Raw genomic sequence first — 26,728 nt, 5'->3', positions numbered from 1 at the left:
ATGGAAATACATGTAGTGATAGCCCAAGAATTAGGGGTAAAACCGCATCAAGTAGAAGCAGCCATTACTTTATTAGATGAGGGCAATACAGTACCATTTATTGCACGGTATCGAAAAGAAGTGACTGGTGAGTTAAAAGATGAACAATTGCGTGACATCGAAGAGCGGATGAAATATTTACGCAATTTGTTACAACGTAAAGAAGAAGTAACAAAATCTATCGAAGAACAGGGAAAATTGACGGAAGAATTGTCCCTAGCTATTACGAAGGCTATGAAATTGCAAGAATTAGAAGACTTGTATTTGCCGTTCCGTCCGAAAAAACGAACTCGTGCGTCCATGGCCAGAGACCGTGGTTTGGAACCGTTGGCACAGGCATTGTTTACAACGGCTACAGAAGAAGAGTTACGCCAAATGGGATCAGAGTACCTTAATGAAGAAGTGCCTACTGTGGAAGATGCCTTACAGGGGGCAATGGATATTGTAGCAGAAGAAGCGAGTGAACGAGCAGATATTCGCCAATATTTGCGTAAAGCCATGTGGGAAACTGGTCATATGAAAACGGAGCTAGTAGGCGAAGAAGAAGTAAACCAAGGATTCTTACAGTACAATGAAGAATACAAAGAACCTATTCGCCAAGTCCCATCCCATCGTGTATTAGCGATGAATCGTGGGGAAAGCTTGGGCGCTTTAAAAGTTAGCTTTGTGGTACCGGATGAAATGTTTATCCAATATATGGTAGATATTGTACAAGGTACTGCAAGGGTAGAGCATTCGTATATTGCTGAGGCTATTGCTGATGGATATAAACGACTATTGTATCCATCGTTAGAGCGTGAAACGCGAAATGCTATGACAGAGCAAGCAGAAGAGCAGGCTATCAAAGTATTTGGAACGAACTTGCGCAATTTATTGCTCCAAGCACCTTTATCTGGACATGTCATCATGGGACTCGATCCAGGATATCGTACAGGTTGTAAAATGGCCATCATCGACAGGGAAGGCAATGTCCTAGATTATGGTGCTTACTATCTTACGATGAGTGATAAACAAGCAGAGCGGGCCAAACAAGAATTAGCTAAGAAAATTCGCCAATATGGTGTTACTTTGATTTCTATCGGCAATGGCACGGCGTCTTATGAAACAGAGCAATTCACATCTTCCATGATTGCGGAAGAAGGATTAGATTGTCATTATATTATCACTAATGAAGCTGGTGCCTCTGTATACTCCGCTTCTAAGTTGGCTATCGAAGAATTGCCAGATTTAGATGTATCTATTCGTGGTGCCGTATCTATTGCGCGCCGTGTACAAGACCCATTGGCGGAATCTGTGAAGATTGATCCAAAATCAATTGGTGTCGGTCAATACCAACATGATGTGAATCAAAAACAATTGGGCGCCACTTTAGATCAAGTGGTAGAAACTGTGGTAAATCATGTAGGGGTAGAGCTCAATACAGCGTCTCCAGCGATATTGAAGCATGTATCAGGTATTTCTAGCACAGTGGCGAATAATATCATTGCCTACCGTAAGGAACATGGTGCTTTTACAAGTCGTAAGCAATTATTGAAAGTAGCTCGCTTAGGTCCTGCCGCCTTTACACAATGTGCCGGTTTCTTGCGCATCGGTAAAGGGGAGAACCCTTTAGATGCGACGCCAGTTCATCCAGAGTCCTATGAGATTGCACAAGGAGTGCTCACACAATTGGGAATGTCCTTAGAAGATTTACGAGATAAAGCGACGTTGGAAAGGGCCAAAGCAAAACTGCAAGCTGTGGATGTTGAAGAGTTAGCGAAACAGCTAGAAGCAGGTGTACCTACAGTGCGAGATATTGTAGAAGCCTTGCAAAAACCAGGTCGTGACCCACGGGAAGATTTACCAGTACCGATGACTCGCAAACAAATAGCTAGCTTGGAGGATATGCAAGTAGGCACTGTGGTAAAAGGAACAGTCCATAATGTGGTGGACTTTGGTGCCTTTGTGGATATTGGTGTGAAAATCAATGGACTGTTGCATAAAAGCGAGTTTTGTGCCTATCATGAACATCCATCTGATGTATTGGCAGTAGGAGATATTATCGAAGTAGAGATTATTTCTGTCGATGCAAAACGGAACCGCATTGGTTTATCTATGAAACGAGAAAAACCAAAACATCTAAACCGTCAAGGTCATAGACGCAATGGCGATGGAAATCCCCGTCAAGATACACCACGTAAGGATGGTCAACAACCAAAATGCGAAAGACAGCAGGGTCGAAACTCTAAGAACGTTAAGGATGTAAGAAGTGGCTCAGGTAATCCTATGCGAGATAGAAACAATCGAGGAAAACGGCAAGAAAAAGAGCAGGATTTAGGCGCTTTATTACAACAATGGGCTGACCGTGGAGGACGTAAACGATGATCTATATCATAAGTATCTTGACCTTCCTATTGGATCAAGTAGCAAAATGGTATGTACGTAGCCACTTTCGGTTGGGTGAATCTGTGCCAGTTGTACCTGATGTTTTTCATTGGACCTATATTGTGAACCATGGAGCAGCCTTTGGTATGTTGATGCACCAACGATGGATATTGTTGTTGGTAGTGGTACTTTTGTTAGGCGCTATGTACGTAGGTCGTAAGAAATTAGCTATGGCACCGTTATATGCGCGAATTGGGACAGGTACGCTCTTGGGTGGTGCCTTGGGCAATGCCTGGGATCGTTTGTACTTAGGTGGGGTAGTGGATTTCTTTGATTTCCGAGTATGGCCTATCTTTAATATTGCAGATATTGGTATTTGCATTGGTGTACCTTTGTTGATTCTATATTTTTGGTCCTATGAAAGCCAGAAACAGTGAGGTAAATAATGGAAACAAAACAATATATAGTAGAGGCTCAAGATGAGGGTACACGATTAGATGTGTACCTCACGAGAGAGCTTGGTCAGTCACGGAGCTATGTGCAATCCTTAGTGAAAGAGGGAAATGTACAAGTGAATGGTAAAACAGGAAAATCAAACTTGAAACTTTCAAAGGATAGTGAAATTAGCGTTACTATTCCTGAAGTGCACGAAGTAGAAGTAGAACCAGAGAACATTCCACTGGATATTCTATTTGAAGATTCGCATATGATTGTCATTAATAAAGCTCGTGGTATGGTGGTACATCCAGCGGTAGGCAATCATTCGGGGACACTGGTGAATGCTTTGTTATACCATTGTAAAGATTTATCTGGCATCAATGGAGAAATTCGCCCTGGCATTGTGCATCGATTAGACAAGGATACATCTGGTGTGATGATGGCAGCCAAACATGATGAATCCCATTTGGGCTTAGCAGAGCAAGTGAAAGAACATAGTGCTACAAGAACCTATTATGCATTAGTACAAGGCAATATTGCAGAAGAAAAAGGGACTATCAAGGCCCCTATTGGGCGCCACCCTAAAGATCGTATGAAAATGGCGGTGGTCTTTGAAAATAGTAAAGACGCAGTGACCCATTTCCGTGTACTAGAACGATATGGCAAGCACACATTAATAGAATGCGAACTAGAAACGGGAAGAACTCACCAAATTCGTGTACATTTAGCGTATATTGGACATCCTGTGGTGAATGATCCGTTCTATGGATTCCGTAAAATGGATTTTCCTATTGTAGGGCAGGCCTTGCATTCTAAAACATTATCTGTGAAACATCCTATCACAGGGGAAGCCTTACACTTTGAAGCGCCATTGCCGGAAGATTTTTTGGCATGTATTGAGTATGCGAAAGAGCATAATCGATAAGGAGTGATACTATGGAAGAACGTATCTTAATTGATGAAGCTGGTATGATGCGAGCCATTCGTCGTATCGGGCACGAAATTTTAGAGCGTAATAAAGGATTATCCAATGCTTTAATTATTGGCATTGAGCGCCGTGGTGTATATATAGCAAAACGATTACAAGCTCAAATTGAAGCCATTGAAGGGATTCAAGTAGATGTGGCAACAATGGATGTCTCCTTGTATCGAGATGATCGGAGCAATCAACCGAAGGAAGGGCCTCCGTTTACGATGGATACGACGGGTAAAATTGTGATTCTTGTAGATGATGTATTATTTACAGGTCGTACGATTCGATCTGCATTGAATGCCCTTATGGATGCAGGTAGACCGAGTGCCATCCAATTAGCTGTATTAGTGGATCGAGGCCATCGGGAACTACCTATACGAGCTGACTATGTAGGGAAAAATATTCCTACGTCCCACTTGGAAACGGTGCAAGTTCGTGTGCACGAAGTGGATGGGGATGATAGTGTAGTGATTTTTTAGAAAGATGAGGAACAACCAATGCATGGTATGGGAACCATCCTTAATGTGGTGTTGATTATTTGTGGTAGCTTATTAGGACTCTTTATTCGACATCGCATGAAAGAAAATTTAAAAGAAACGCTCATGATGGTGTGTGGGATCATTATCCTTCTATTAGGTATGAGTGGCACTATGCAATATATGCTAGTTATTGTTAGCGACAGTTTGCATACAACAGGACCTATGATGATGATTATCTCTATGGTACTAGGGGCGATTATAGGGGAATTGATTGATTTTGATCGTCGTATTACAGCCATTGGAGAATGGTTGAAGTTGAAAACAGGTAACAGTCGGGACCCACAGTTTACCAATGCTTTTATTACGGCATCCATGACATTTACCGTAGGAGCTATGGGGGTCATCGGTTCTATTCAAGATGGTTTGACTGGCGATTATAGTACGATGGTTGTTAAAAGTATTCTAGACGGCATTATCGTGATGGTCATGGCATCTTCTATGGGAAAAGGGGCTTTGTTCTCCTTTTTACCAGTGGGGATTACCCAAGGGATGATTACGGGTTTAGCTCATTTAGCGGCACCGCTTATGACTCCAGAGGCGATTGATAATTTATCCTATGTGGGCTCCATCTTAATTTTCTGTGTGGGAATTAATGTATTGTGGCCCAACAAGATTCGTGTGGCTAACTTGCTACCAGCAATATTTATAGCAATATTCATGACATTCTTGCCGATTACACTGTAAATTTTAGGGGGACTATAAATATCCTTTATACTATAGAGGAATAGTGAGTGCAACATTCCATACGGCATATTAGATAGGGATTATATGATAGAGGAAGGTTGAGTATAGGTACTCACTTTCCTCTTTTTACTTTCATAAAAGCTAATGAAAAAAATACAAGTTGAGCCTAGTAAAATTATGGATAGCGGATTTTTGCATGTGATAGAAAACATTGAGTCTATGTTCATGGCTGTGATAGAATAAACATACAAAAATGTGCGGCATAGATAGTTGTAGACATACTGAGCATTAAATAGTGAGGAGTTAGTGATGAAAGAACGTGAGAAACAGCAGGCTATCGAAGATAAGCGATTAAAAGAATTAAAAACGGTGCGCAAGATGATAGAAATCTACTGCAAAGGACAGCACCGACGTAAGTCCGGTGAGCTCTGTGAAAGCTGTGCAGAATTGATGCATTATGCAGAAGCAAGGGTAGAGCGATGCCCGCATATGGAAGAAAAAACATTTTGCGCCATGTGCAAAACACATTGTTACGCACCGACCTATCGGGAACGAATTAAAGAAGTCATGCGCTACAGTGGTCCTCGTATGTTATGGATACATCCAATCATGACGATACGACACATATTGTTAGGGAAAGGTCTGTTGAAATAATATGTGACTGAAATTATATGTTACAGTAATATGTCATGGGAATTGTGGCGTGTTAAAAATCAAGAGAAGACCTTTACACTATATCGAAAATTATAGTATACTATATATAGACAAAAGAGCGCCCATCATAGGTTGCTCTTTTTTTACTGTAGGAGGCACGAATTTCGTGAGGGAAACTCCTAAGCGTATATTGGGTATAGTTAAAGGGCGTATAACATGAAATTAAAAATCGTAGGATTATTGATCTTACTGGTGATTTCACTCGTAGTAGCCCCTCAATTTGGGGCTTCTTTCATACCGGTGTGGGATATGTACCAGGCATTTACCAGTCCAGTGCCAACAGATGAGATGAAAATGTTGAGCACCATTGTGCAAGATATTCGTTTGCCACGGTTGTTGTATTCCGTACTGACAGGGATTGGATTATCTTTAGTAGGGGTTCTGATGCAAACAGTAACACGCAATGCACTAGCCGATCCTTATGTATTAGGTGTCTCGTCAGGTGCTAGTACAGGAGCGGTCTTTGCTATCATTATGGGAGGATTACCATTCTTGGCATCCTATAATGTGCCATTCTTTGCGGCTTTAGGAGCAGGTATTTCCATCTTGTTGGTGTTAATCTGTGTGGGACGTAGCCAAAGTCCAGTAAAATTAATTTTAATTGGTATGGGTATGACAGGTATTTTCTCATCCATTACGATGATGATTATTTATGGAGCGAAGCACGAAGCACAAGTACGAAGTGCTATGTTCTGGTTGCTCGGTAGTTTTGCAGGCATTCAGTGGAGAGATTTACCATTAACAGCCATTATCATTGGTTTGTTGATGTTCTATATGTACATGTATAAACAGGATTTTGACGTCCTCTTATTAGGGCAACAAGAAGCGAAGCAAATGGGCTTATCTGTGAAATCCTTGCAATTATCTATGGTCATCGTATCCTCTGTGGCTATCGCTACCTTAGTAGCAAAAGTAGGTGTAGTAGGCTTTATGGGCCTTATTATTCCGCACTTGGCACGCATGGTTGGGGGCCCTAAACATGGACGATTACTGATTTTTGCGCCACTCATTGGTAGTATTGTGATGATCTGGGCGGATGTACTTTCACGAGCTATGTATAGCCCCGAAGAAATTCCTATCGGCGTATTGACATCCTTACTAGGGGCACCGCTATTTATTTGGATTATTATGACGAGATACCGTCATCAAGGTTAGACAATAGGAGGGACTATGTACGAGGTAAATTCTTTGTCCTTTTCCTATGGAAAACGACAAATTTTAGATGATGTGAAGCTCAGCTTTCCTAAACATAAAATGACGGCTATCATTGGACCTAATGGTTGTGGTAAATCGACACTCCTTGGACATTTGAGCCAATTGCATCCCACTGATGCGATTACACTGGATGGTGTACCTTTACAAACTATTGATGGCCCCACCTTTTCACGGAAGGTGGCAGTGCTAGCACAAATGCATGATGCTATGATCGATGATTTTTTAGTGAAAGATATTGTCCTTATGGGACGATATCCTTATAAAAGTCATTTTGGTAATTATACAGCGGAAGATGTTGCCATTGCCCAGTCCTATATGGATCAAGTGGGGGTATCCCACTTGGCAGAAGAGGAAATGGGACATTTGTCGGGTGGTGAACGGCAACGTGTGTTCATTGCAAAAGCATTGACACAACAAACAGAGGTATTATTGTTAGATGAACCAACAAATCATCTAGACATGAAATACAAGGTAGCACTCATGAAAGAATTGCAAAACTTTTCGGGTACAAGTATTGTGGTTCTCCATGACTTAAATCTAGCGGCGCGCTATTGTGATCACATCGTATTGATGAAAGACGGCAAAGTATTAAAAACGGGAGCCCCACAAGAGGTATTAACCCCAGAGTTGCTAGAGCCTATTTTTGAAGTGCCCTTCCATGTGTCTATGGAAGAGGGCGTGTATCATTTGTATTACTAATTAAGGTAAGAAAGGGAAGATTATGTTAAGTAATTGGAAACAATCTAAAGGCTTTGTATTAACAGCTTTAGTATGTGGTGCTTTGACAGTAGCAGGCTGTGGTTCTGAAAAAGAACAAGCGAAAACTGGCACAGAAGTGACTTGGAATCAAACATTTGAAGGCAAACAAACTGAGTTTGCTGTGAAAGAATCTCCAAAACATGCCGTATCCATGTCTCAATTTACAACAGAAATGATGTTACAATTAGGCTTGGAAGATAAAATGGCAGGTACAGCTTTCCAAGAAGAAGAAATCTATCCACCATTACAAGAAGCCTATGGCAAAGTAAAAGTATTAGCTGAAAAATGGCCTTCTTATGAAGTGCTTATGTCTGTAAAACCTGACTTCGCTACAGGATGGGAAGATTCTTTCAGTAAAGAAGGTATCCCTGCAGATAAAATGATTGCTCAAAAAGTAAACATTTGGATTCCAGAGTCTGCTTTATCTACACAAGCTGACTTAGAAACTAATTTCAAAGATATGATTAAGTTAGGTGAAATCTTCGGCGTGAAAGCAAAAGCAGAAGGATGGGTAAAAGGTCAACGTGCTTTGCTAGAAAAAGTACAAGCTAAATTGAAAGACCTTCCACATAAACGTGTATTCGTATATGACTCCCAAGATGGACAACCTTTCACAGTATTCGAAGGTTACACAACTAACGTATTGCGTTTAATCGGTGCTGATAACGTAATGAGTGGTTTAGGGGTAGATAAAACTTGGGCGAAAGGTTCTTGGGAAACTGTAGTTCAACAAAATCCTGATTACATCATCATTCCTGACTATGGTAATTCCATCCGCAACGATGATGATTTCCAAGAAAAAGTAGCTAAAATTAAAGCTGACCCTCAATTACAAACAATTAAAGCGGTACAAGAAAATCATTTCGTTCGCGTAAAATTATCTGAAATTACACCAGGCGTTCGTACAGTAGAAGCGTTAAAACGTTTAGCTGAAGAAATCCATGGTATCCATATTGACTAATTACATAGTCTTATACATAGTAAAAGCCGTCACAATAGTGACGGCTTTTTTGTATGTTTTACTTATTACTTAGAAATATAGTATTATTTAAGTATAGAGAGTACATGCTAATTAATATGTACTATATAGTGATTCACTATGGGCAGTGGATATACACTTGGTAATAAAAATCAACTATAGGAGAGGTAATGATGAAAGGGAAGGCATTACGTATTGTGGTGAGTACGATATGAAACATTCTATATTACTCATTACGTCTATGACGAAGCATTGGCAATGGGCTAAAGAAATAGAACAGAAGTATACAGATGAGACTATGTCCTTGGGCATAGTCTTTCTGTCATCTGAAAATATAGAGTTAGAAGATGTTCAGAGGGCGATTGATGGTACGGATATAGTACTATTTACTCATGTAGGAAGTACCTTAGATACTCCTTTGGTAAAAGGGATTCACAAATATATTACACAGAAACAAGTTCCTTATGTATTACTATTCCATGATTCAGCGTCGGATATACAGCGATATGGTATTGCAGATGAGGACATTGATCAAATTAAGGCTTATTTGCACCAAGGTGGAAGAGAAAACTTTTATGGACTGTGCCAATATATGCTATCCTTACAAGGTTATACAGGGCCAGTAGAACCGGTGAAAGAACTACCATACCAAGGTATTTTAGGCAGACAAGGGGAAGTGTATCCATCCTATGAGGAATATCGTAAGGACTATGATCATGGCGGTCCAGTGGTAGGTATTTTCTTTTATCGAGATGAATGGGTGCAAGGTCAATTAGACTATCCCTATGCACTGTATGATCGTGTATTAGAACAAGGATTATCCCCGGTATTAGTATTTGGTCAATATAGCAGTAAATCTGGTGGGCAATTACGGTGGTACGATTGTTGGCACATGTTGTTTGATCATCAAGTGAAAGAGACAATATCTCTCATCATTAATACATGTAAGTTCTCCATCATTGGCTTGCAGGGGGCGAGTCGTGATGAACTGACGGATTTAGGGATCCCTATCTTGCAGGGCTTTGTTACCTATACTACTCTTGAAAGCTGGCAAACACGTTCACAAGGGTTAGAGCCTATGGATATATCCTTTTCCTTGTCATTGCCGGAAATAGATGGCATTTTAAACGGTCATATTGTAGGGACCAGAACGTACTCAGAGGAAAGAGGCTACTATTTCAAATCATATCCTGAGGGGATTCAAAAGTTAGTAGACCAAGCCAAACGATGGATTGCATTGCAACAGAAACATAGGTCAGAAGTAAAGATTGCTCTATTCCTTCATAATTATCCTCCCAAAAATTCACATATTGGCAATGCCTGTGGGCTAGACACGCCAGAATCTGTACTACGGTTGTTGCAAGAATTACAACAGAACGGATATACAGTAGATGGTATCCCTCAAACGAGTGAAGATCTAATGATAATATTGACCAAACATGCTACGAATGATGTAGATTGTTTGACCGATTCAGCCGTAGAGAAAGCCCCGAAACTACCGAAAGAAGTGTATACGACGTGGTTTTCAAAGCTAGATAGTGCTACCCAAGAATCACTACTACAATATTGGGGACAGCCCATAGGGGAGATATTTGTAGAAGAGGATGAGCTCATTATTCCCGGTGTGGCCTTTGGCAATGTGTGGATATTAGTACAACCGCCACGTGGATTTAGTGATAATCCAGATGCTTTGTACCATTCGCCGGACATTCCGCCTACGCATCACTATGAGGGAGTATATCATTGGGTGCGTACTGTATTTCAAGCTGATGTGGCGATTCATATGGGGACACATGGCAATTTAGAATGGCTACCTGGTAAGGGTACCGCCTTAAGCGAATATTGTTATCCCCAATTAGGGATTGAGGATATTCCGAATCTATACCCGTATTGGACGACTATTGTCGGTGAAGGTATCCAAGCAAAACGGCGTAGCCATGCTGTTTTACTTAGCTATTTATCGCCACCTATGAAGCGGTCCGGCTTATATGGTGACTATGAAACGCTAGAACGGTATTTGGACGAATATGACTATATGAAAGCCCAGGAAACAAACCAAGAGCATGTGGTGCTAGGGTATATCTTATCTTCTGTGAAAGATTGTCATCTGGAACACTTGTGCGAACCCTTCGACTGGTATCAAGAGAGCGGTCAGGCACACTTTGTGGCAGATAGATCTGTCAGTGAAGAAGAGTGGCGCGCCTTAGCTGACTCCATTCATGCAGACGAGGCAGAAGAACTGTTAGGGGATGTTCATAACTATTTGATGGATATCCAAAATCGTCATATTCGTTGTGGCTTGCATATTTTAGGACAAAATCCAACCACAGAGGAAGAGGAGGGGTATATAGATGCTTTCATAGACATGTATGGTGTGCCAGACGATGCACAGAAGGAAACGCTGTGTGAGACCTACCTCGCAGGGTTGCGCCAAACCACAGAAGAAATGTGCCAATTGTTACGAGGTTTAGAAGGAAACTATATTCCACCTAATATCGGTGGGGCTGTTACTAATGGTGGTATCGATGTGCTACCGATGGGGCGCAATTTTTATGGCGTCGATGAACGGACCTTGCCGACCGTTCCTGCCTATGCCATCGGTTGTGAACTAGGCGATGCGTTGCTCAATGAATATATTCGAGAAGAACAGCGATATCCAGAGGAAATTGGTATTGTCTTGTGGGCAGACAACACGCAACGCACTCATGGACAATGTATTGGTGAAGTATTCTATTTATTGGGTGTACGACCAGTTTATACAGGTAGTCGTGTGTCCGATTTGGAAGTCATACCTCTCGAGGAATTAGGGCGACCACGTATCGATGTAACAAGCCGTATTAGTGGATTATTCCGAGATATGATGCCTTCTGGTGTCATGTGGATTGCAAAAGCGGTGCAAATGGTGGGCTCCCTAGCCGAAGATCATAGCGTAAATTATGTGAAAAAACATATAGAACTAGATGCAGCTGCATTACAAGATGAAGGTATGGATCATGAGGAAGCTGTCAAAGCAGCTTCGATTCGTGTCTTTGGGGATGCACCAGGCGCTTATGGGGCAGGGGTAAACCAAATTTTAGAACAAAGTAATTGGTCGACTCGTGAAGACTTAGCCAATGCCTATGTCACCTGGGGTGGCTATGGATATGATGAGCAAGGGGAAATTATTCCAAGCCATCAACAGTTTCGTAAGCGATTAGGTTCCATTGAAGTGACCGTGAAAAATGAAGATAATCGTGAAGTTAGTTTGTTGAGTGCAGATGATTTCAATGCCTATCATGGGGGTATGATTGCGGCTGTGGAGGCGGTGAAAGGTATTAAGCCGAAATCATTTATAGGAGATACCACGTATCGTAAAGATATTTTGGTGCGTTCCTTAGAAGATGAAATTCAGCGTCAGTTCCGTAGTGAACCAATGAACCCTATTTTTATAGAGGGGATGATGAAACACGGCTACAAGGGGGCAGCGGATATGGCTTCCTATGTACAACATACCTATGAATGGGACGCCACTAGTGATATGATTCAAGATTGGATGTATGATGCCTATACAGACGAGTATGTCATGAATCAGGACGTACAGGACTGGATGCGCCAAGTCAATCCTTGGGCATTAGGGGCCATTTGTACTACTTTATTAGAAGCAGAACAACGAGGACTTTGGAAGGCCAGTGCGGAACGTATAGAAGGATTGCGCGATGTGGCAATGTCCTTGGAAGATGATCTAGAGGGGTATTATGATGAAACGTAAGGAGACTAACATGAGTACTATATATCCTTTTACAGCCTTAGTAGGACAAGATCAAATGAAATTGGCCTTACTCCTCAATGCGGTAGACCCACGGGTAGGTGGTGTATTGATACAGGGTGATAAGGGAACGGCAAAATCGACGGCGGTACGAGGCTTAGCCAAGGTGCTGCCGATGCATCGTGATGGCACCCCGATGAAAGTGGTGGACCTTCCATTGCATTGCACGGAAGACAGATTGGTAGGAACCTTGAATATTGAGCGGATGCTGCAAGAGGGGAAGCAAGAGTTTTCTCCAGGAATTTTATTTGAGGCTCACGAAAATATTCTCTATGTGGATGAAGTCAATTTACTAGAGGACTACTTAGTGGATACATTGTTAGATGTGGCGGCGATGGGTGTGAATCGGGTTGAACGTGAGGGCATTAGCCATAGTCATCTATCACGATTTATTTTGGTGGGCACCATGAACCCCGAAGAGGGTGCTATTCGCCCACAATTGCTAGATCGCTTTGGTTTATCGGTGACTGTGAAAGCAGAATCAGATGTAGCATTGCGGATGGAAGTATTGCGCCGTCGATTGGCCTTTGAAGATACTCCACAAGCATTTATTGAGTCCTACAGGAAGGACGATGAAGCGTTGCGTAAAACTATTGAAACAGCGCGCAAAGTATTGCCTACCATTGGGGTAGATGCAAATCTATTAGAATTGATTGCCAATATATCGATTACCCTAGGCGTAGAGGGACATCGTTCGGATATTACCTTACTCAATAGTAGCCGTGCCTTAGCGGCCTTACAAGAGGAGTCCCGTGTGACTATCGATCATCTGAAACAGTTAACACCTCTTGTGGTATCTCATCGGATGAAGCGAAAACCCTTTGAACAACGTGAATTTGATGAAACTATGCTGGACAATCTATGGGCTACCTATGAGAAATCTTGCAATTAGTAGAAAAGGTATTTAATAAATACCGCATCTGACGCATCTAATATAACTAATATAATAGCTTACATAATAAAGATTTTGTTAAAGGAGGTGAATGGTATGAGCGTACAACTGAATACAGGCATTCACCTCTTTTTGCAAGAACCTTTGTTGCGGACATTACTGATTTCAGGTGAAGTGGGAACGGGAAAAACGTATGCTCTGTTACAAACATTGCATGATAGGGGCCGAACCTATACGACGATTACATCCCACACAGATGTGAGTGCTATGCAGGAAGCAGTGGATATACAAAGGACCTTAGAAACAGCTCAAATTGTAAAACAAGCACATCCTTGGGACGTGTATGACTTGCTTATCTGCGAAGGATTGGATCACTTTGACCGGTCCATGTGGTTACGGATTCTTTACGAGCAAAATCGTCGGTACGAAGAGGGAAGACCGCTACAAATCATTGGGACCTATACGGGAGCAGAAGGGCTTTCAGAATGGGTCTATGATATGGATTTGTGGATACCCATAGAATCACCGGATGTGGATACTAGAGTGCGGATCCTAGCAGATAGAGACCATGCAGATATATATGAGAACGGTACGACTCGTGAAAGTTACCACGGGGAGGGAACTTTTCACGAGGGAACATTAGTAGATGTATATAAAACTCATGAAGAAGAGTCGATTTGTTCTAAGGGGAAATTAATGGATGCACCTGGAACCCCCTTCGTGCATGATAGCATATATACATATATTTCCAGTCTAGTAGAGAGATTCAACATTTCCTTTATGGGTATGGAATATATTTTACTAAAAGCGGCCATCGGTTTAGCTAGAGAAAAAGGCCATCAGTTTGTGGAGCCTACTGATGTAAAAACAGTACTTCCTTGGACATTACCACAGAAAATGAAGAACCTAGTGAATCCTCGGATACAGCAAGAGGGAGAGGCACAGGATTCATCTGGCCGAAGTCCATCCGATGAGACAAGAAGGGAACAAGAGAAAACGAAAGAGGTCAGTTCAAACCGAGAACAAGAGGACAATAGCTCACAAGGTATGGATAGGGAAAAGGACCGTGATGAGACAATAGGGAAGTGGCCTCAGGGGATGATGACAGATAGCGATGAAGCTCATGATGGACAATCAAAAGAGGAAACCACTCTGGAACTAGATCAGACAGAAGCGGAACTTGACACTAGTCATGATGGAACAGAGGAAGAAACAGATACTAACGGACAAGGTCAACGTAAGCCCAATAGCGGTAAGGTAGAGGAGTCCTTTGCACTTTCAGAAGCAGTGGAAACGCAGGTGTTACATTTATATGGGATGTTGCAATCTGGGCTGGCAAAGAAAGACATAGACATCAGTGATGACGGTCGAGGCCCTAAGGTACATCGTCAAGGAACTATGGGGAGAACCATTGCATGGATACCAACGATAGTACAAGGGATTGTACGCAGTCGGCAAGTACCGATTCGACTAACTATAGAAGATGTCAGATATGCTATGTATCAGGAAATGCCAAAAGAAGCCATCTATTTAGTAGTTGATACAAGTGGATCTATGGGGCAGAGACAACGATTACAGGGGGCAGAGAAGTTACTTTCACAATTGGTACAGATGATGTATGTAAAACGACAGTATGTATCGCTCATCACCTTTCAAAAGCATGGGGCGCAATGTGTGGTGCCGCTGACACAGCGAATTGAGACCATCCCCAAAGCATTGGGAGAAGCTCGTATTGGGGGCAGAACGCCCTTTGTAAAAGGTATTGAGGAAGCGGTCAAACAGATAGGCAATGACATGTCTCAAATGGGGCATGTACAGGCAAAGGTTGTAATTATTACAGATGGGAAGGTCACTTCACAAGCACTGCAGGGACTAGACGACATCGGTAGATGGCTTGCGAATCAGGGAATACAAACGACGGTTATCGATACAGACACCAGTTTTGTACGTATGAACCGTGCCAAAGAAATTGCTCATATGTTAGGAGCAGAACTTATAAATATTTCTCAATATAGAGCATATAACTAGTGATAGAATATATAGGTAAATACATGCGCTATATGCTACAATAGAGTATAGAATCCAAGTTTGGTTTGGTAAAAGGTAAGGTGTAATTATATATGGAAAAACAACAGGATTATTTGCAAATGATTGCAGGTGAGTCGGTGTCCCGCAGACCAGTTTGGTTTATGCGTCAAGCGGGGCGAAGTCAAGCGGCGTATCGCAAGATTAAAGAGCGATATAGCCTATTTGAGATTACTCATCAACCGGAATTATGTGCAAAAGTAACAGCTCTTCCCGTTCATGAGTATGATGTGGATGCGGCTATTTTGTACAAAGATATTATGACGCCTTTGGTGCCTATGGGCGTAGATGTGAACATAAAATCTGGTATAGGGCCAGTAATTTCTAATCCCATTCGGTCCAAAGATGATGTGGAAAAGCTACGGGATATTGTAGTAGAAGAATCGTTGGACTTTATGGTGAAAACGATCCAAATCTTGACGAAAGAAATGCTCACAGTTCCCTTAATTGGTTTTGCAGGAGCTCCTTTCACATTGGCTAGCTATATGATTGAAGGTGGCCCTTCTAAGAATTACCAGAAAACTCGTCAATGTTTAGTGGCAACGCCTGAGATTTGGCATGCTTTGATGGAGCGATTGACTGCTATGTCCATTACTTATATGGAAGGTCAAATTCAGGCGGGTGTGAATGCAATTCAAATTTTTGATTCATGGATTGGAGCCCTTTCCATGGAACAATATGAAAATGGTGTATTTCCGTATATGAAACATATTATTGGGACTATTAAAGAACGATATCCTCATATTCCTATCACTATGTTCGGCGTAGGTACTAAGCATTTATTCCCAGTGTGGAAAGAATTACCATTAGATGTAATCGGTTGCGATTGGAGATGCTCCATTGCAGAAGCAAGTGCGATGGGCATCAAGCAAACATTACAAGGGAATTTGGACCCTGCCTATTTATTTGCAGATTGGAAGACAATTCAAGGTGAAATTGATCGTATTTTGGCAGAAGGTGCTGCTCATGGAAAGCATATTTTTAATTTAGGCCACGGTGTTGTGCCAGATGCGAATCCTAAAGTATTGCGAAACATAGTGGAGTATGTACATGACAGAGGATAAAGAGATACAACAAGTTTGTGTATTGGTATTAGATTATGGCTCTCCCCGCTCCTTAGAAGATGTGAAAACATATTATACCCGCATACGGAGAGGTCACGGGCCAAGTGACAAAGAATTACAAGGATTGCGACATAAGTATGAACGCATTGGTGGACAATCTCAGTTAATGGAGTCTACCGCATGGCAAGTAGAGCGGTTACAAGAAGAGTTACAAAACGAACTGCCCTTTGCAAAGGTAACGGTGGTACAAGCACATAAATATATAGAACCACTCATCGGGGATGTAGCGAAGGAATTGGGCCACTATGATATAGTAGTGGTACTTATGATGAATCCTTATGGAACAGACATATTAAATGCATCCTATCTAGAGCCACTGAAACCGTTTATGAATGACCGATGGAAGGTAGTACAACATTGGGCAGATATACCGACATTAGTGCAATCTTGGACAGACCGAGTACAGAAGACTATGCGTACATTGCCTATTACGGCGAAACCGCTGTATGTCTTTACTGGCCATAGTGTGCCACTGATGCAAGGAATTTCCTATGATGGATATGTGCATAGCTTACAACGGGTGATGCAATCTATAGCAGATCAATTGGTGTTGCCCAATGCTACCCTAGCTTGGCAAAGTGCAGGCACTCGTGGGGAATGGCTAACACCTACGGTAGAAATGGTTACGGAACAAGCGGGCGCAGAAGGGCATACCCATGTGGTATATATGCCTATCGGCTTTACTTGCACTCATATGGAAGTATCTTATGATTTAGATGTGGAACGTCGTGAACAATGTGATCACTTAGGTATATCTTATGTGCGAGTGCCTATGCCAGATCGTGACACTCTCTTTGTGAAAGCCATGGCGCATGGTGTATTAACAGCTCTCTTGAAGGAGGGATAATATGAAAGTAGCAATTATTGGTGGTGGCCTAACGGGCTTATCTGCAGCGTATTATATGGGCAAAGCATTTCCTAACTGGGACATTCATGTCCTAGAATCTTCGAATCGTTGGGGTGGAAAGGTACAAACAAAACGTCGCGATGGCTATGTGGTAGAAGTGGGGCCTGATTCGTATTTAGCCAGAAAAACATCTATGACAGATTTGGTACAGGAATTGGGATTAGGTGATACCTTGGTACGTAATGCTACGGGAGAATCCTATATTTATCATCAAGGTCAAATGAAGCCTATCCCTGGAGGATCCATCATTGGCATCCCTACAGAATTTCTTCCTTTTGCTATGTCTAGCTTATTGAGTTGGTCTGGTAAATTACGAGCTGGATTAGATATTTTTAAGAAACCATATCCAGGAAACGAGGATATGAGTATCGATGCCTTTTTTCGGTATCATTTAGGGGACGAACTAGTCAATTTATTAATTGAACCTCTCTTATCAGGTATCTACGGTGGAGACTTAAAACGCTTAAGTTTACTGGGAACCTTTCCAGAATTTCGTCAATTAGAACAAAAGCATGGAAACTTGGTCAAAGGTATGATGGCTATGCAAGGTATGCGCAAACAATCTGGGGCGGTTACTGAAGGACAATTTGCCCAATTAACGGGAGGTTTAGAATCATTAGTAGATGCTCTTGTGGAACAAATGCCAAAGAACGTTTCTTTGCACACATCGACTGAGGTGCTAGAGGCATCATACACAGATAAGCTCTATACAGTGCAAACACAAAACGGTACAGACTCCTACGATCGTCTTGTGATCACTACGCCACCTAAAGCCTATGAAAAATTTTTTGTGGGAGATAAAAAATTTGAAGACTTGCGGCATATGGAACAATCTTCTTGTGCCATTGTCATTATGAGTTTGCCGAAGTCAGCTTTTACAAAACCATTGCAAGGCACAGGCTTTGTCATCACTCGCAGCACAGAGACACCATTGACGGCATGTACTTACATTTCTAGTAAGTGGCCACAAACGACACCACAAGACAAGGTGGTATTACGCGTCTTTTTAGGGAAGCCTACAGACTCTACGGTAGATACGCACAGTGAAGAAGAACTGTGTGAATTGGCGCTTTCAGAAATACGAAATATATTGAAGTTTACAGGAAATCCAGAATGGATAGAAGTGGTACGGTTACAAAAAAGTATGCCCCAATATGAAGTGGGCCACAAAGAACGAGTGGCAACCCTCATGGACCATGCCCAAGAACACTATCCGGGATTGGCATTAATTGGAACTCCATTTAAAGGGGTCGGCATGCCAGATGGCATCAAACAAGCCTATGAATTGGTAGAAGCATGGAAAGAAGAAACTAAGGAGGTAGTTCCTATGGATACACATACAGAATCTGTTCATGCAGGTGCAACACCTATGCATGGACATACTACAGGACTAGAAAAAGTACCTGAAACATACGAAGGTTGGTTTAGCTTACACGCTAATTATTCCATCAATTTTGAAAAATGGAGAAGCTGGTCTGCTGAGCAACAAATTGAAGTATTGCAATCTTTCAAAGCATTTATTGGGAATTTAGAAACAGCTCATGAGGCCCATACAAGTAGCTATGCTATGTACCAAATCAATGGTCACAAGGGAGATATTATGTTTTGGTTCTTGCAACCAAGCTTGCAAGATTTGAACGAAGTAGAATTGACACTAAAAAAATTACCAATCTTTAGTGTATTACAGCCAGAATCTTCTTTTGTATCTGTGATTGAAGTAAGCAATTATGTGAAATCTCCGAAAGACCATCCAAAAGTACAAGCTCGGTTATATCCAAAAATTCCTAGATTGGCGTGTATGTGCTTTTATCCTATGGCGAAGCAACGTAATCTAACAGATAATTGGTATATGTTGGATCGTCAAAGCCGTGGTAGCATGATGCGTTCTCATGGACAAATTGGCAAAAAATATGAAGACACTATCAAAGAGTTTACGACGGGTGCTTTTGGCATGGATGATTGGGAATGGGGTATTACATTGATGAGTGATGATCCAATTCAGTTTAAAAAAATTGTCAATGAAATGCGATTTGATGAAGTAAGTGCTCGTTTTGGTATCTTTGGACCATTTACGATTGGCACGATTCTGGATATGGATGGTATAGATCATCTGTTTTCCTAATGTATCAATAGGGTATTAAATTATAAAGTGATGAAATTGCGACAGGTTTGCATACCAGTACCATACTGGATTATAAACCTGTCGTATTTTTTTGCTTTTCGCCAATGTGGTGGCTACTAATTTAAGCGTTGTGGACAACATTCGTGGTTGAGCTATATTTGTATCATGTTAGATAGAATTATTTGTATCTTAGTAATACTTATGCAGTAGTTATACGTTGTTATATGGTATAATGAAAGATATGATAAAGGAGTGATGTCATGAAATTGTTAGCTATAGACTTAGATGATACGCTGTTACGTGATGATAATACTGTGTCTGATTATACAAAAGCAGTGCTAAAAAAAGTACAGGACAAGGGAATTGAGGTACTTATTGCAACAGGCCGTATGTACCAAACGGCATATCCGGTAGCACATCGTTTAGGCTTAGGTGATGTACCGATGGTACTGTATTCTGGCGGTGTCATCCAACGTGTAGAAAGTAAAGAACTCATTTGGGAACGAGCTATACCACCGGAGGTAGCGCGCAAAGTATTAGCCATCACGAAAGAGCATAATATCTATATTCAGTCCTATATTGATGACGAATTATTAGTGCACAGTGAAACAGAGTTTTCTCGTCTCTATGAAGAGATTACAGGTGCCAAGGCTGTGTACGTAGGAGATGCTATCTATGACCCTCAAAAGGGAACGAACAAACTATTAGTGGTGGAAGAGCCTGAACGTATGACAGAGGTGATTGCTATACTTTCCAAAGAAGTTGGCCACATGGTTGAGTTAGTTCGATCCAAGGTGAATTTCTTAGAAATCGTGGCACCTCACGTGTCCAAAGGGGAAGCTTTGGCTTTCATGGGCGAGCAATTGGGCATTGGTTTAGAAGATATGGTATCCTTTGGTAATTCAGAAAATGATATTTCTATGTTACAAGTAACAGGCCATTCCGTGGCAGTAGGGAATGCAGAGGAACATGTGAAGACAATTGCCAAAGAAGTATGCGACACAAATGAAAAAGATGGCGTCGCTAAATGGATTGAAGCGAATGTGTTATAAAATTTTGTAGGAGGGCCTCATGGAAGGGTTTCGTTTAATCATTGTGACCGGTATGTCCGGAGCAGGTAAAACACAAGTGATGCAAGTCTTGGAAGATATGGGATATTTCTGTATCGACAATATTCCTCCTGTGTTGATTCCTAAGTTTAGTGAAATTTGTCGTCAAAGTGCAGGCACTAAAGTGAGTCGAGTAGCCTTAGTGGTAGATATCCGCAGTCGTGAATTTTTTGATGATTTAAACAGTGCTTTAGATGATTTGACGGCTATGAGTGTGCCTTATGAAATTGTGTTCATGGAAGCTAGCGATGATACTTTGATTCGCCGGTATAAAGAAACACGTCGTAGTCACCCCTTGGCACCATCAGGTCGTATTAGTACAGGACTGTCACAAGAACGGGCACTTTTGGCGGATGTACGTAGCAAAGCGGATCATATTATCGACACCACAAATATGAAAACATCTGCCTTGAAATCATTTATGCGCCGTACTTTTAGACACGTGAAAGAACAAACAGATGGCATGGCTATTACAGTGGTAAGTTTTGGTTTTAAATTTGGTATGCCTAATGATGCGGATATGGTATGGGATGTGCGATTCTTGCCGAATCCGTATTACATTCCTGAATATCGTCATAAATCGGGGCGCGTACCAGTGGTAAAAGAGTATATTCACTCCTTTGAAGTGACTGATGAATTTAAAAAGCATTTCTTTACTACACTAGATTTCCTTGTGCCAAACTATGAACAAGAGGGAAAAAGCCAATTTGTGGTAGCTGTAGGCTGTACAGGCGGTATGCATCGTAGCGTAGCAATGGCAGAGGCATTATATGCACATTTGAAAGAAAAAGGCTGTAATGTTTCTGTGGAACATCGTGATATGATGCGTAATCATGTAGAAGAAGATGTGAATCCACGTTCTAGATTAGACCTATAAAGAAAGGAGTGGGACGATTCTTTCGTCTCTCAAGCCTATGAAATATAATAATTGGATGCGCTGGTTTGCGCCAGGCATTAATATTAAGCGGTGGCTATTCCTATTTTCTTTAGGCACGATTTGGCTGGTAGTGGGTGTCCTTATGATGATGAACTACCAGTGGATTAGCAACTTTGAAGATATTTTCTTAGAATTTTTATTCCATCTTACAGGCTCCTATAACTATACGGTCATAGCCAGTCTTGGTTTAGCAGGTATTGTGGCGGGTATAGTAGCTATGTTGTGGGGCATACGTAAGCTCATTCAGACCATTGTGAAGGCGATTTTGCCAAATACAGAAGATGGCGTGAGCGATTATATTTTTGAAAAAATTCGCTTAGGACAAGGACCAAAAATCGTAGTGATTGGTGGTGGTACAGGATTGTCTATGCTATTGCGGGGGCTAAAAAGTAAAACCACAAATTTGACGGCTATCGTCACAGTAGCAGACGATGGAGGTTCTTCTGGTCGGTTACGAGAAGATTTTCAAATGATTGCTCCTGGAGATTTACGCAACTGTTTAGTAGCATTAGCGGAAAAAGAAGGACTTATGGAAGAACTATTCCAGTATCGATTTACTAAAGGAGCAGAATTATCGGGCCATAGTTTTGGGAATTTATTCTTAACAGCCATGACTCAAGTGCTGAAAGATGATGTGGAAAAAGCCCTAGAAGCCTCTAGCAAGATCTTGCGAGTTCGGGGACGTGTTATTCCATCATCTACAGAAGAAATCAAACTGATTGCTAAATTGACAGATGGTACCATCGTAGAAGGGGAAAGTAATATCCCTAATGCGGGTAAGCCAATTGCGAAGGTCTATACTGAGCCACATAGACCATCTCCTGTAGGAGCTGCCTTGCAAGCTATTGATGAAGCCGATGCCATCATTTTAGGCCCGGGCAGTTTATATACTTCGGTAATGCCGAACCTATTGATTGATAAGGTAGCGGATCACATTGCTAACTCTAAAGCGGCTAAGATTTATATTTGCAATGTGATGACGCAGCCAGGTGAAACAGATGGGTATACTGTGTCTGACCATGTGAAAGCCATTGAAGCACATAGTGAGGTGGGAATTATCGATACAGTTCTTGTGAATGATAACAGAATCCAAGATGCCACATTAGAACACTATAAACAAGCGGGGCAAGAACCAGTAGACGTAGATATGGACGTGTTGCAATCGATGGGGATTCGGACAGTTCGTGCAAATCTTGTAGATAGTCAAGATAAAGCGGTCCACAATTCTGATCGGTTAGCGAAAGTGGTCATGGATGTTGTCTATGCTTTGCAGACGGATATTGAACCGCACATTTTAGAATATTACTTACAGCGAGAAGATCATTAAGTATGAAAGTAGAGCCTCTAGAGGCTCTATTTTCTAGTAGAAATAGTAAAGGAGAGGCTATGTCATTTGCAGAAGATGTAAAAAATGAATTGTGCCAATTTAAAACAGAAGATGCGTGGGCATCCAAGGTAGAGGCCTCTTGTTTATTACGGATGGGTGGGTCCATTTTACTAGGTATGCAAGGACGCGTAGGGGTACGTTTGGTGACGGCCAATAATGCAGTAGCTAGACGAGTGCTAGGAATTATTAAAGAACAGTATGATTTGCCTACTTCTGTGCTAGTGCGTAAAGGGCTAAACCTACGCAAAAAGAACATGTATACATTGACGGTAGAGCCTACAGAACAGAGTCGTCTTGCTCTAGAGGAGTTACAATTATGGCCTGTGGATGCTATGATTCCAGATGAATGGTTAAAAGACATGGAATCACGTCGAGCTTTTTTGCGGGGAGCTTTTTTGGGATGCGGATCTGTGAATAAGCCACAAAGTGACTATCATTTAGAGTTTATGACTACAAAGGAAGACTTTGCAGATCAAATTATTCGTGTCTTAAAGATGTTCCGATTGCATGCTCGAAAGGTAGAGCGCAAAGAGGAGTTTGTAGTGTATTTAAAAGAAGGGGATGCGGTGACCTCTTGTTTACAAATTATGGGAGCTCAATCAGCCCTGATGAATTTTGAAAATGTACGAATTATGAAAGATGTACGTAACACCATTAATCGTCAAGTAAACTGTGAAACAGCAAATTTACAAAAAACGGTGAATGCAGCAGTGCGTCAATTAGATGCGATACGTATTATTGATAAGCATCAAGGTCTCGACTCCTTGCCAGTTCGTCTTTATGAGGCAGCTATATTACGTCAGGAATTTCCGGATGGTAGTTTGCAAGAATTGGTAGATGCCTATGAAACAAAGTACAAGCGAGAATTGACAAAATCTGGTATTGGACATCGTTTGCGTAAATTAGAAGCCCTCGCCTTACAGTGGGAGCCAGAGGGACTTACGATAGAATAGAGGTAGTATGAAATTAATGAATCGAATACAATGGAAACAATGGTTATTAGGGAGCATTTTAACAGTACTTGGGCTAGGCACTACGTATGGACAAGCACCGAGAACGGTAAATATTGATGAGTATACATTTACACCCTTAGAGGTAAAAACTGTTAAAGAGATAGATACTTTATTATTGTCCGATAGCCCAGAATATGTGAAAGAGCCTGGGATTGTAGGGGCAGGTACACTTCATGGGAAAAGTCGTATTTACTTTTATCATGTGAACGAACGAACAGAACCTATGAAAGTAGGTATTTTATTGGAAAATAAAGGAAATGCTCCAGCATTTGTAGAGATTGAACGAGCTATCTATGCGAAACCAAGTCCTGACTATTTTAAAGTGGGACGAGAGCTTTCGAAAAAAGAAGTGAATAGTACTGCATTAGATTTAGGTGCTTGGGCGAATGAAGGTGTAACGATTCCTGTTCGTTCTAAAGGATTACAACAAGAAATTAAAAAAGAAAAAGAGAGTCTTGCACAATCGAAGAAATTAAAGGCAAAAAAAATTGAAGAGGCAATTAAAAAGGATACTACATCAAGAACTATTTCATTAGTATCACACAATACTAGTGGTACAGAATTTGTATTACGCCCTGGGGAAGTACGACCTATTTTTACTGAGTTGGAAAAAGTACTGATGAAGCAAGATGATTTATTCAGTGGTATTATCGATTTTTCTACTACGGAACCAGTATATGCATCTGTGGCGGTGATGGAACCTAAGTCAACAGTTACGTATGGCTTGCCTTTATTGCCAATTCATCCTATAGATGAAGTAGAGTTACGGGGTACTTATGAAGGAATGCGTCGATTCCATGTGGTGGAACCGCAGTTTAATAGTGAGGCAGGTCCAGCTAGTTTTGAAATTGCAAATGATCGAGAAGATGCCTTTATTAGTGGTGTTGATGAGACTAGTAACAATAAGCTGGTGAAAAACAAAGGTAATTATGGTATTTCTAATGTATATGTGTTACGCACAGAAGGAAACACTCCCTATGCCTTGTATTTTAATCCATTAGGTGGTGCTTTTAGTGGCACATTCAGGATTACATCTTCTAAAGGTGTACGCACCTATGATGTGCCTGTAAAAGGTCCGTATTTGGGACATGAAACTATTTATGACACACAGCTATTAGATGTATTTGATAGACCAGAAGATTTACTATTAGAATACATGTCACCAGGGGCGTCGAATTTGCCTGTTAGATTTTTGTTGATTCCACAAATTTCGGAACATGAGAATACAGATGGTAAGACATCGCAGTATATTACTAATTTAGTGAATAAAATTTTGGGAAAATAATCAAGTTTTTATATAAATAATCTAAAAAGATATCTTGAATTAAACTGAATATAAATTATTTTATATGAACAATTATTCCTATTAATATGCGAAACTATGCAAATTGAAATTTCACTATTTAATTTAAAATAATCTAGATAGACAAAGTTTATATTGACAATCATTGCTATTTATAAATATAATGAGTGTTAGAAATGATACTCAGATTAAAGTAGGCGATGTAATTCGGCAAAAGAGGCCCATTTGTTAGTCGTATGAGACAGCAAATGGGCTTTTTTAGAGGAGAAAATATGAATCAAAATAGTATACATACTGTAGAAAAGTTTAAACCAAAGGTGATGGATTTAGATTTGCTATCTAGTACAGAGATGGAACATGGAACCATCTATGAAATGAATACGCCCCAAGGCAAGGCCAAGATGCATAGTTATCTTGTGTTCAGTGGGGTAGAATTAACATTCCAAGAGGTGACCATGAAAGAAATCTGCCACCATGCAAAACCCTTAAAAGGTATGTTTGAAATTCATTATTGTAAAGAAGGGCGCATTGAATGTGCCTTTGATAATGGCAAGGTCTTATATATGGATGAAAATGATATTTCTGTAGGGTGGAAAGAGTCACCTAGTTATGTACATTCCACAAAGTTTCCTACCTCTTATTACAAGGGTATTAATTTATCCATTTATATTCCCAAAGCTCAAGAGATGGTGAATAAGTTTGTAGGACATGATCGGATTAATCTTCGTGATATATGTAACCGGTTTTGTAATGAATTTGAATTTGGTTTCGTATGTCGTAGGGAATCTAGGCTTAGTGAAATTTTTAAAAGTTTATATGATCTTCCTAATGAAGTGATGCCACACATATTTCAATTAAAATGTATGGAAATTATATTGTTATTAAGTACCATCGCATCAGATAATGATTGCTGTATGCCATATTTTGAACGAAAACATGTGGAAAGTGTGAAACGTATGCACGAATTTTTGATGAAAAATTTGCACAAAAAACCGACTATTGAAGAGTTGGCAAAAACATATGGATTAGCACCGACAGCATTGAAAAAATGTTTCAAAGGGATTTATGGTAGTAGCATTCATCAATATATTAAGCACATGCGGATAAAGGAGGCGGCAAAGGATTTAACTAATACAGATGATAGTATTCTCAGCATAGCTAACCGATATGGCTATGAAAATGCTAGTAAGTTTGCAGAAGCATTTCGGGTTATTATGGGACATAAACCTAGTGAATATAGGAAAATAAATAAAATGTCGGAATGGATTAAGTAGAAGCTATTTAGAGTAGATTTGAAATTATTAAATTTGATATTATAAGTATAAGCTGATAAAAATTAT

At 40.8% G+C, this 26,728-nt stretch carries 21 protein-coding genes; all 21 read left to right on the top strand.

Annotated features, from left to right (window positions below):
• The 21 genes from EO113_RS07210 to EO113_RS07105 all read left to right on the top strand — a co-directional run bounded on the left by EO113_RS07210 (position 1) and on the right by EO113_RS07105 (position 26,662).
• Complete coding sequence (locus tag EO113_RS07210; RefSeq protein ID WP_127135932.1) at positions 1-2,403, top strand: Tex family protein; 2,403 nt, start codon at positions 1-3, stop codon at positions 2,401-2,403.
• The gene (gene lspA / locus EO113_RS07205) at positions 2,400-2,840 is read left to right on the top strand and encodes a signal peptidase II (RefSeq protein WP_009353699.1); all 441 of its coding nucleotides are present in this window, start codon (positions 2,400-2,402) and stop codon (positions 2,838-2,840) included. Before EO113_RS07210 ends, lspA begins: the two co-directional genes overlap by 4 nt.
• An 8-nt stretch (positions 2,841-2,848) precedes the next feature.
• Complete coding sequence (locus EO113_RS07200) at positions 2,849-3,766, top strand: RluA family pseudouridine synthase (protein WP_126940678.1); 918 nt, start codon at positions 2,849-2,851, stop codon at positions 3,764-3,766.
• A gap of 11 nt (positions 3,767-3,777) precedes the next feature.
• Entirely contained in the window at positions 3,778-4,293 is a 516-nt protein-coding gene (pyrR, locus tag EO113_RS07195) for a bifunctional pyr operon transcriptional regulator/uracil phosphoribosyltransferase PyrR (protein ID WP_009353692.1), read from the top strand.
• Between the two features lie 18 nt (positions 4,294-4,311).
• Positions 4,312-5,037: a DUF554 domain-containing protein gene (locus EO113_RS07190; RefSeq protein ID WP_127061220.1), complete on the top strand. Its 726-nt coding sequence runs from the start codon at positions 4,312-4,314 to the stop codon at positions 5,035-5,037.
• A gap of 309 nt (positions 5,038-5,346) precedes the next feature.
• Entirely contained in the window at positions 5,347-5,691 is a 345-nt protein-coding gene (locus EO113_RS07185) for a nitrous oxide-stimulated promoter family protein (protein WP_009353674.1), read from the top strand.
• 216 nt (positions 5,692-5,907) lie between these two features.
• Entirely contained in the window at positions 5,908-6,906 is a 999-nt protein-coding gene (locus tag EO113_RS07180; RefSeq protein ID WP_127135931.1) for an iron ABC transporter permease, read from the top strand.
• Between the two features lie 15 nt (positions 6,907-6,921).
• Positions 6,922-7,665, top strand: coding sequence for an ABC transporter ATP-binding protein (locus EO113_RS07175; protein ID WP_127135930.1), 744 nt, complete (start codon positions 6,922-6,924; stop codon positions 7,663-7,665).
• A gap of 22 nt (positions 7,666-7,687) precedes the next feature.
• The gene (locus EO113_RS07170; RefSeq protein WP_127135929.1) at positions 7,688-8,686 is read left to right on the top strand and encodes an ABC transporter substrate-binding protein; all 999 of its coding nucleotides are present in this window, start codon (positions 7,688-7,690) and stop codon (positions 8,684-8,686) included.
• Between the two features lie 229 nt (positions 8,687-8,915).
• Positions 8,916-12,452 (top strand): cobaltochelatase subunit CobN, encoded by a 3,537-nt coding sequence (locus EO113_RS07165; RefSeq protein ID WP_127135928.1) that lies wholly within the window; start codon positions 8,916-8,918, stop codon positions 12,450-12,452.
• A 10-nt stretch (positions 12,453-12,462) separates the two neighbouring features.
• Positions 12,463-13,401, top strand: coding sequence for an ATP-binding protein (locus EO113_RS07160; protein WP_127135927.1), 939 nt, complete (start codon positions 12,463-12,465; stop codon positions 13,399-13,401).
• 96 nt (positions 13,402-13,497) lie between these two features.
• Positions 13,498-15,429, top strand: coding sequence for a VWA domain-containing protein (locus EO113_RS07155; RefSeq protein ID WP_127135926.1), 1,932 nt, complete (start codon positions 13,498-13,500; stop codon positions 15,427-15,429).
• Between the two features lie 92 nt (positions 15,430-15,521).
• Positions 15,522-16,550 carry a uroporphyrinogen decarboxylase gene (hemE, locus tag EO113_RS07150; RefSeq protein WP_127135925.1) on the top strand — a complete coding sequence of 343 codons (1,029 nt, stop codon included), beginning with the start codon at positions 15,522-15,524 and terminating at the stop codon, positions 16,548-16,550.
• The gene (gene hemH, locus EO113_RS07145) at positions 16,537-17,457 is read left to right on the top strand and encodes a ferrochelatase (RefSeq protein WP_164726349.1); all 921 of its coding nucleotides are present in this window, start codon (positions 16,537-16,539) and stop codon (positions 17,455-17,457) included. Before hemE ends, hemH begins: the two co-directional genes overlap by 14 nt.
• 1 nt (position 17,458) lies before the next feature.
• Positions 17,459-19,639 carry a protoporphyrinogen oxidase gene (gene hemG / locus EO113_RS08270; protein WP_240633676.1) on the top strand — a complete coding sequence of 727 codons (2,181 nt, stop codon included), beginning with the start codon at positions 17,459-17,461 and terminating at the stop codon, positions 19,637-19,639.
• Positions 19,640-19,899: 260 nt separating this feature from the next.
• Positions 19,900-20,691 carry a Cof-type HAD-IIB family hydrolase gene (locus EO113_RS07130; RefSeq protein ID WP_127135923.1) on the top strand — a complete coding sequence of 264 codons (792 nt, stop codon included), beginning with the start codon at positions 19,900-19,902 and terminating at the stop codon, positions 20,689-20,691.
• A gap of 19 nt (positions 20,692-20,710) precedes the next feature.
• Positions 20,711-21,625, top strand: coding sequence for an RNase adapter RapZ (gene rapZ, locus EO113_RS07125; protein ID WP_127135922.1), 915 nt, complete (start codon positions 20,711-20,713; stop codon positions 21,623-21,625).
• Positions 21,626-21,662: 37 nt separating this feature from the next.
• Entirely contained in the window at positions 21,663-23,012 is a 1,350-nt protein-coding gene (gene yvcK, locus EO113_RS07120) for a gluconeogenesis factor YvcK family protein (RefSeq protein WP_164726348.1), read from the top strand.
• Positions 23,013-23,071: 59 nt separating this feature from the next.
• Entirely contained in the window at positions 23,072-24,025 is a 954-nt protein-coding gene (gene whiA / locus EO113_RS07115) for a DNA-binding protein WhiA (protein ID WP_127061206.1), read from the top strand.
• Positions 24,026-24,032: 7 nt separating this feature from the next.
• A complete protein-coding gene (locus EO113_RS07110; RefSeq protein WP_127135921.1) occupies positions 24,033-25,370 on the top strand; it encodes a hypothetical protein in 1,338 nt (445 codons plus the stop codon).
• A gap of 290 nt (positions 25,371-25,660) precedes the next feature.
• Positions 25,661-26,662, top strand: coding sequence for an AraC family transcriptional regulator (locus EO113_RS07105; protein ID WP_164726347.1), 1,002 nt, complete (start codon positions 25,661-25,663; stop codon positions 26,660-26,662).
• The last annotated feature ends 66 nt before the right edge of the window (positions 26,663-26,728 follow it).

It is taken from the genome of Veillonella sp. 3913 (assembly GCF_003992235.1).
Classification (GTDB): domain Bacteria; phylum Bacillota; class Negativicutes; order Veillonellales; family Veillonellaceae; genus F0422.
The sequence above is the reverse complement of the archived record's forward strand: the minus strand, read 5'-3'. Positions and strand labels throughout refer to the sequence as shown.

Bases quoted from the DNA above. Each gene is read 5' to 3' on its own strand.
- EO113_RS07110 (WP_127135921.1), top strand. From the start codon at position 24,033: ATGAAATTAATGAATCGAATACAATGGAAACAATGGTTATTAGGGAGC.
- EO113_RS07105 (WP_164726347.1), top strand. From the start codon at position 25,661: ATGAATCAAAATAGTATACATACTGTAGAAAAGTTTAAACCAAAGGTG.
- EO113_RS07190 (WP_127061220.1), top strand. From the start codon at position 4,312: ATGCATGGTATGGGAACCATCCTTAATGTGGTGTTGATTATTTGTGGT.
- EO113_RS07185 (WP_009353674.1), top strand. From the start codon at position 5,347: ATGAAAGAACGTGAGAAACAGCAGGCTATCGAAGATAAGCGATTAAAA.
- EO113_RS07175 (WP_127135930.1), top strand. From the start codon at position 6,922: ATGTACGAGGTAAATTCTTTGTCCTTTTCCTATGGAAAACGACAAATT.
- EO113_RS07130 (WP_127135923.1), top strand. From the start codon at position 19,900: ATGAAATTGTTAGCTATAGACTTAGATGATACGCTGTTACGTGATGAT.
- hemE (WP_127135925.1), top strand. From the start codon at position 15,522: ATGGAAAAACAACAGGATTATTTGCAAATGATTGCAGGTGAGTCGGTG.
- lspA (WP_009353699.1), top strand. From the start codon at position 2,400: ATGATCTATATCATAAGTATCTTGACCTTCCTATTGGATCAAGTAGCA.
- yvcK (WP_164726348.1), top strand. From the start codon at position 21,663: ATGAAATATAATAATTGGATGCGCTGGTTTGCGCCAGGCATTAATATT.
- EO113_RS07160 (WP_127135927.1), top strand. From the start codon at position 12,463: ATGAGTACTATATATCCTTTTACAGCCTTAGTAGGACAAGATCAAATG.
- EO113_RS07170 (WP_127135929.1), top strand. From the start codon at position 7,688: ATGTTAAGTAATTGGAAACAATCTAAAGGCTTTGTATTAACAGCTTTA.
- hemG (WP_240633676.1), top strand. From the start codon at position 17,459: ATGAAAGTAGCAATTATTGGTGGTGGCCTAACGGGCTTATCTGCAGCG.
- rapZ (WP_127135922.1), top strand. From the start codon at position 20,711: ATGGAAGGGTTTCGTTTAATCATTGTGACCGGTATGTCCGGAGCAGGT.
- EO113_RS07165 (WP_127135928.1), top strand. From the start codon at position 8,916: ATGAAACATTCTATATTACTCATTACGTCTATGACGAAGCATTGGCAA.
- EO113_RS07180 (WP_127135931.1), top strand. From the start codon at position 5,908: ATGAAATTAAAAATCGTAGGATTATTGATCTTACTGGTGATTTCACTC.
- hemH (WP_164726349.1), top strand. From the start codon at position 16,537: ATGACAGAGGATAAAGAGATACAACAAGTTTGTGTATTGGTATTAGAT.
- whiA (WP_127061206.1), top strand. From the start codon at position 23,072: ATGTCATTTGCAGAAGATGTAAAAAATGAATTGTGCCAATTTAAAACA.
- EO113_RS07210 (WP_127135932.1), top strand. From the start codon at position 1: ATGGAAATACATGTAGTGATAGCCCAAGAATTAGGGGTAAAACCGCAT.
- EO113_RS07155 (WP_127135926.1), top strand. From the start codon at position 13,498: ATGAGCGTACAACTGAATACAGGCATTCACCTCTTTTTGCAAGAACCT.
- pyrR (WP_009353692.1), top strand. From the start codon at position 3,778: ATGGAAGAACGTATCTTAATTGATGAAGCTGGTATGATGCGAGCCATT.
- EO113_RS07200 (WP_126940678.1), top strand. From the start codon at position 2,849: ATGGAAACAAAACAATATATAGTAGAGGCTCAAGATGAGGGTACACGA.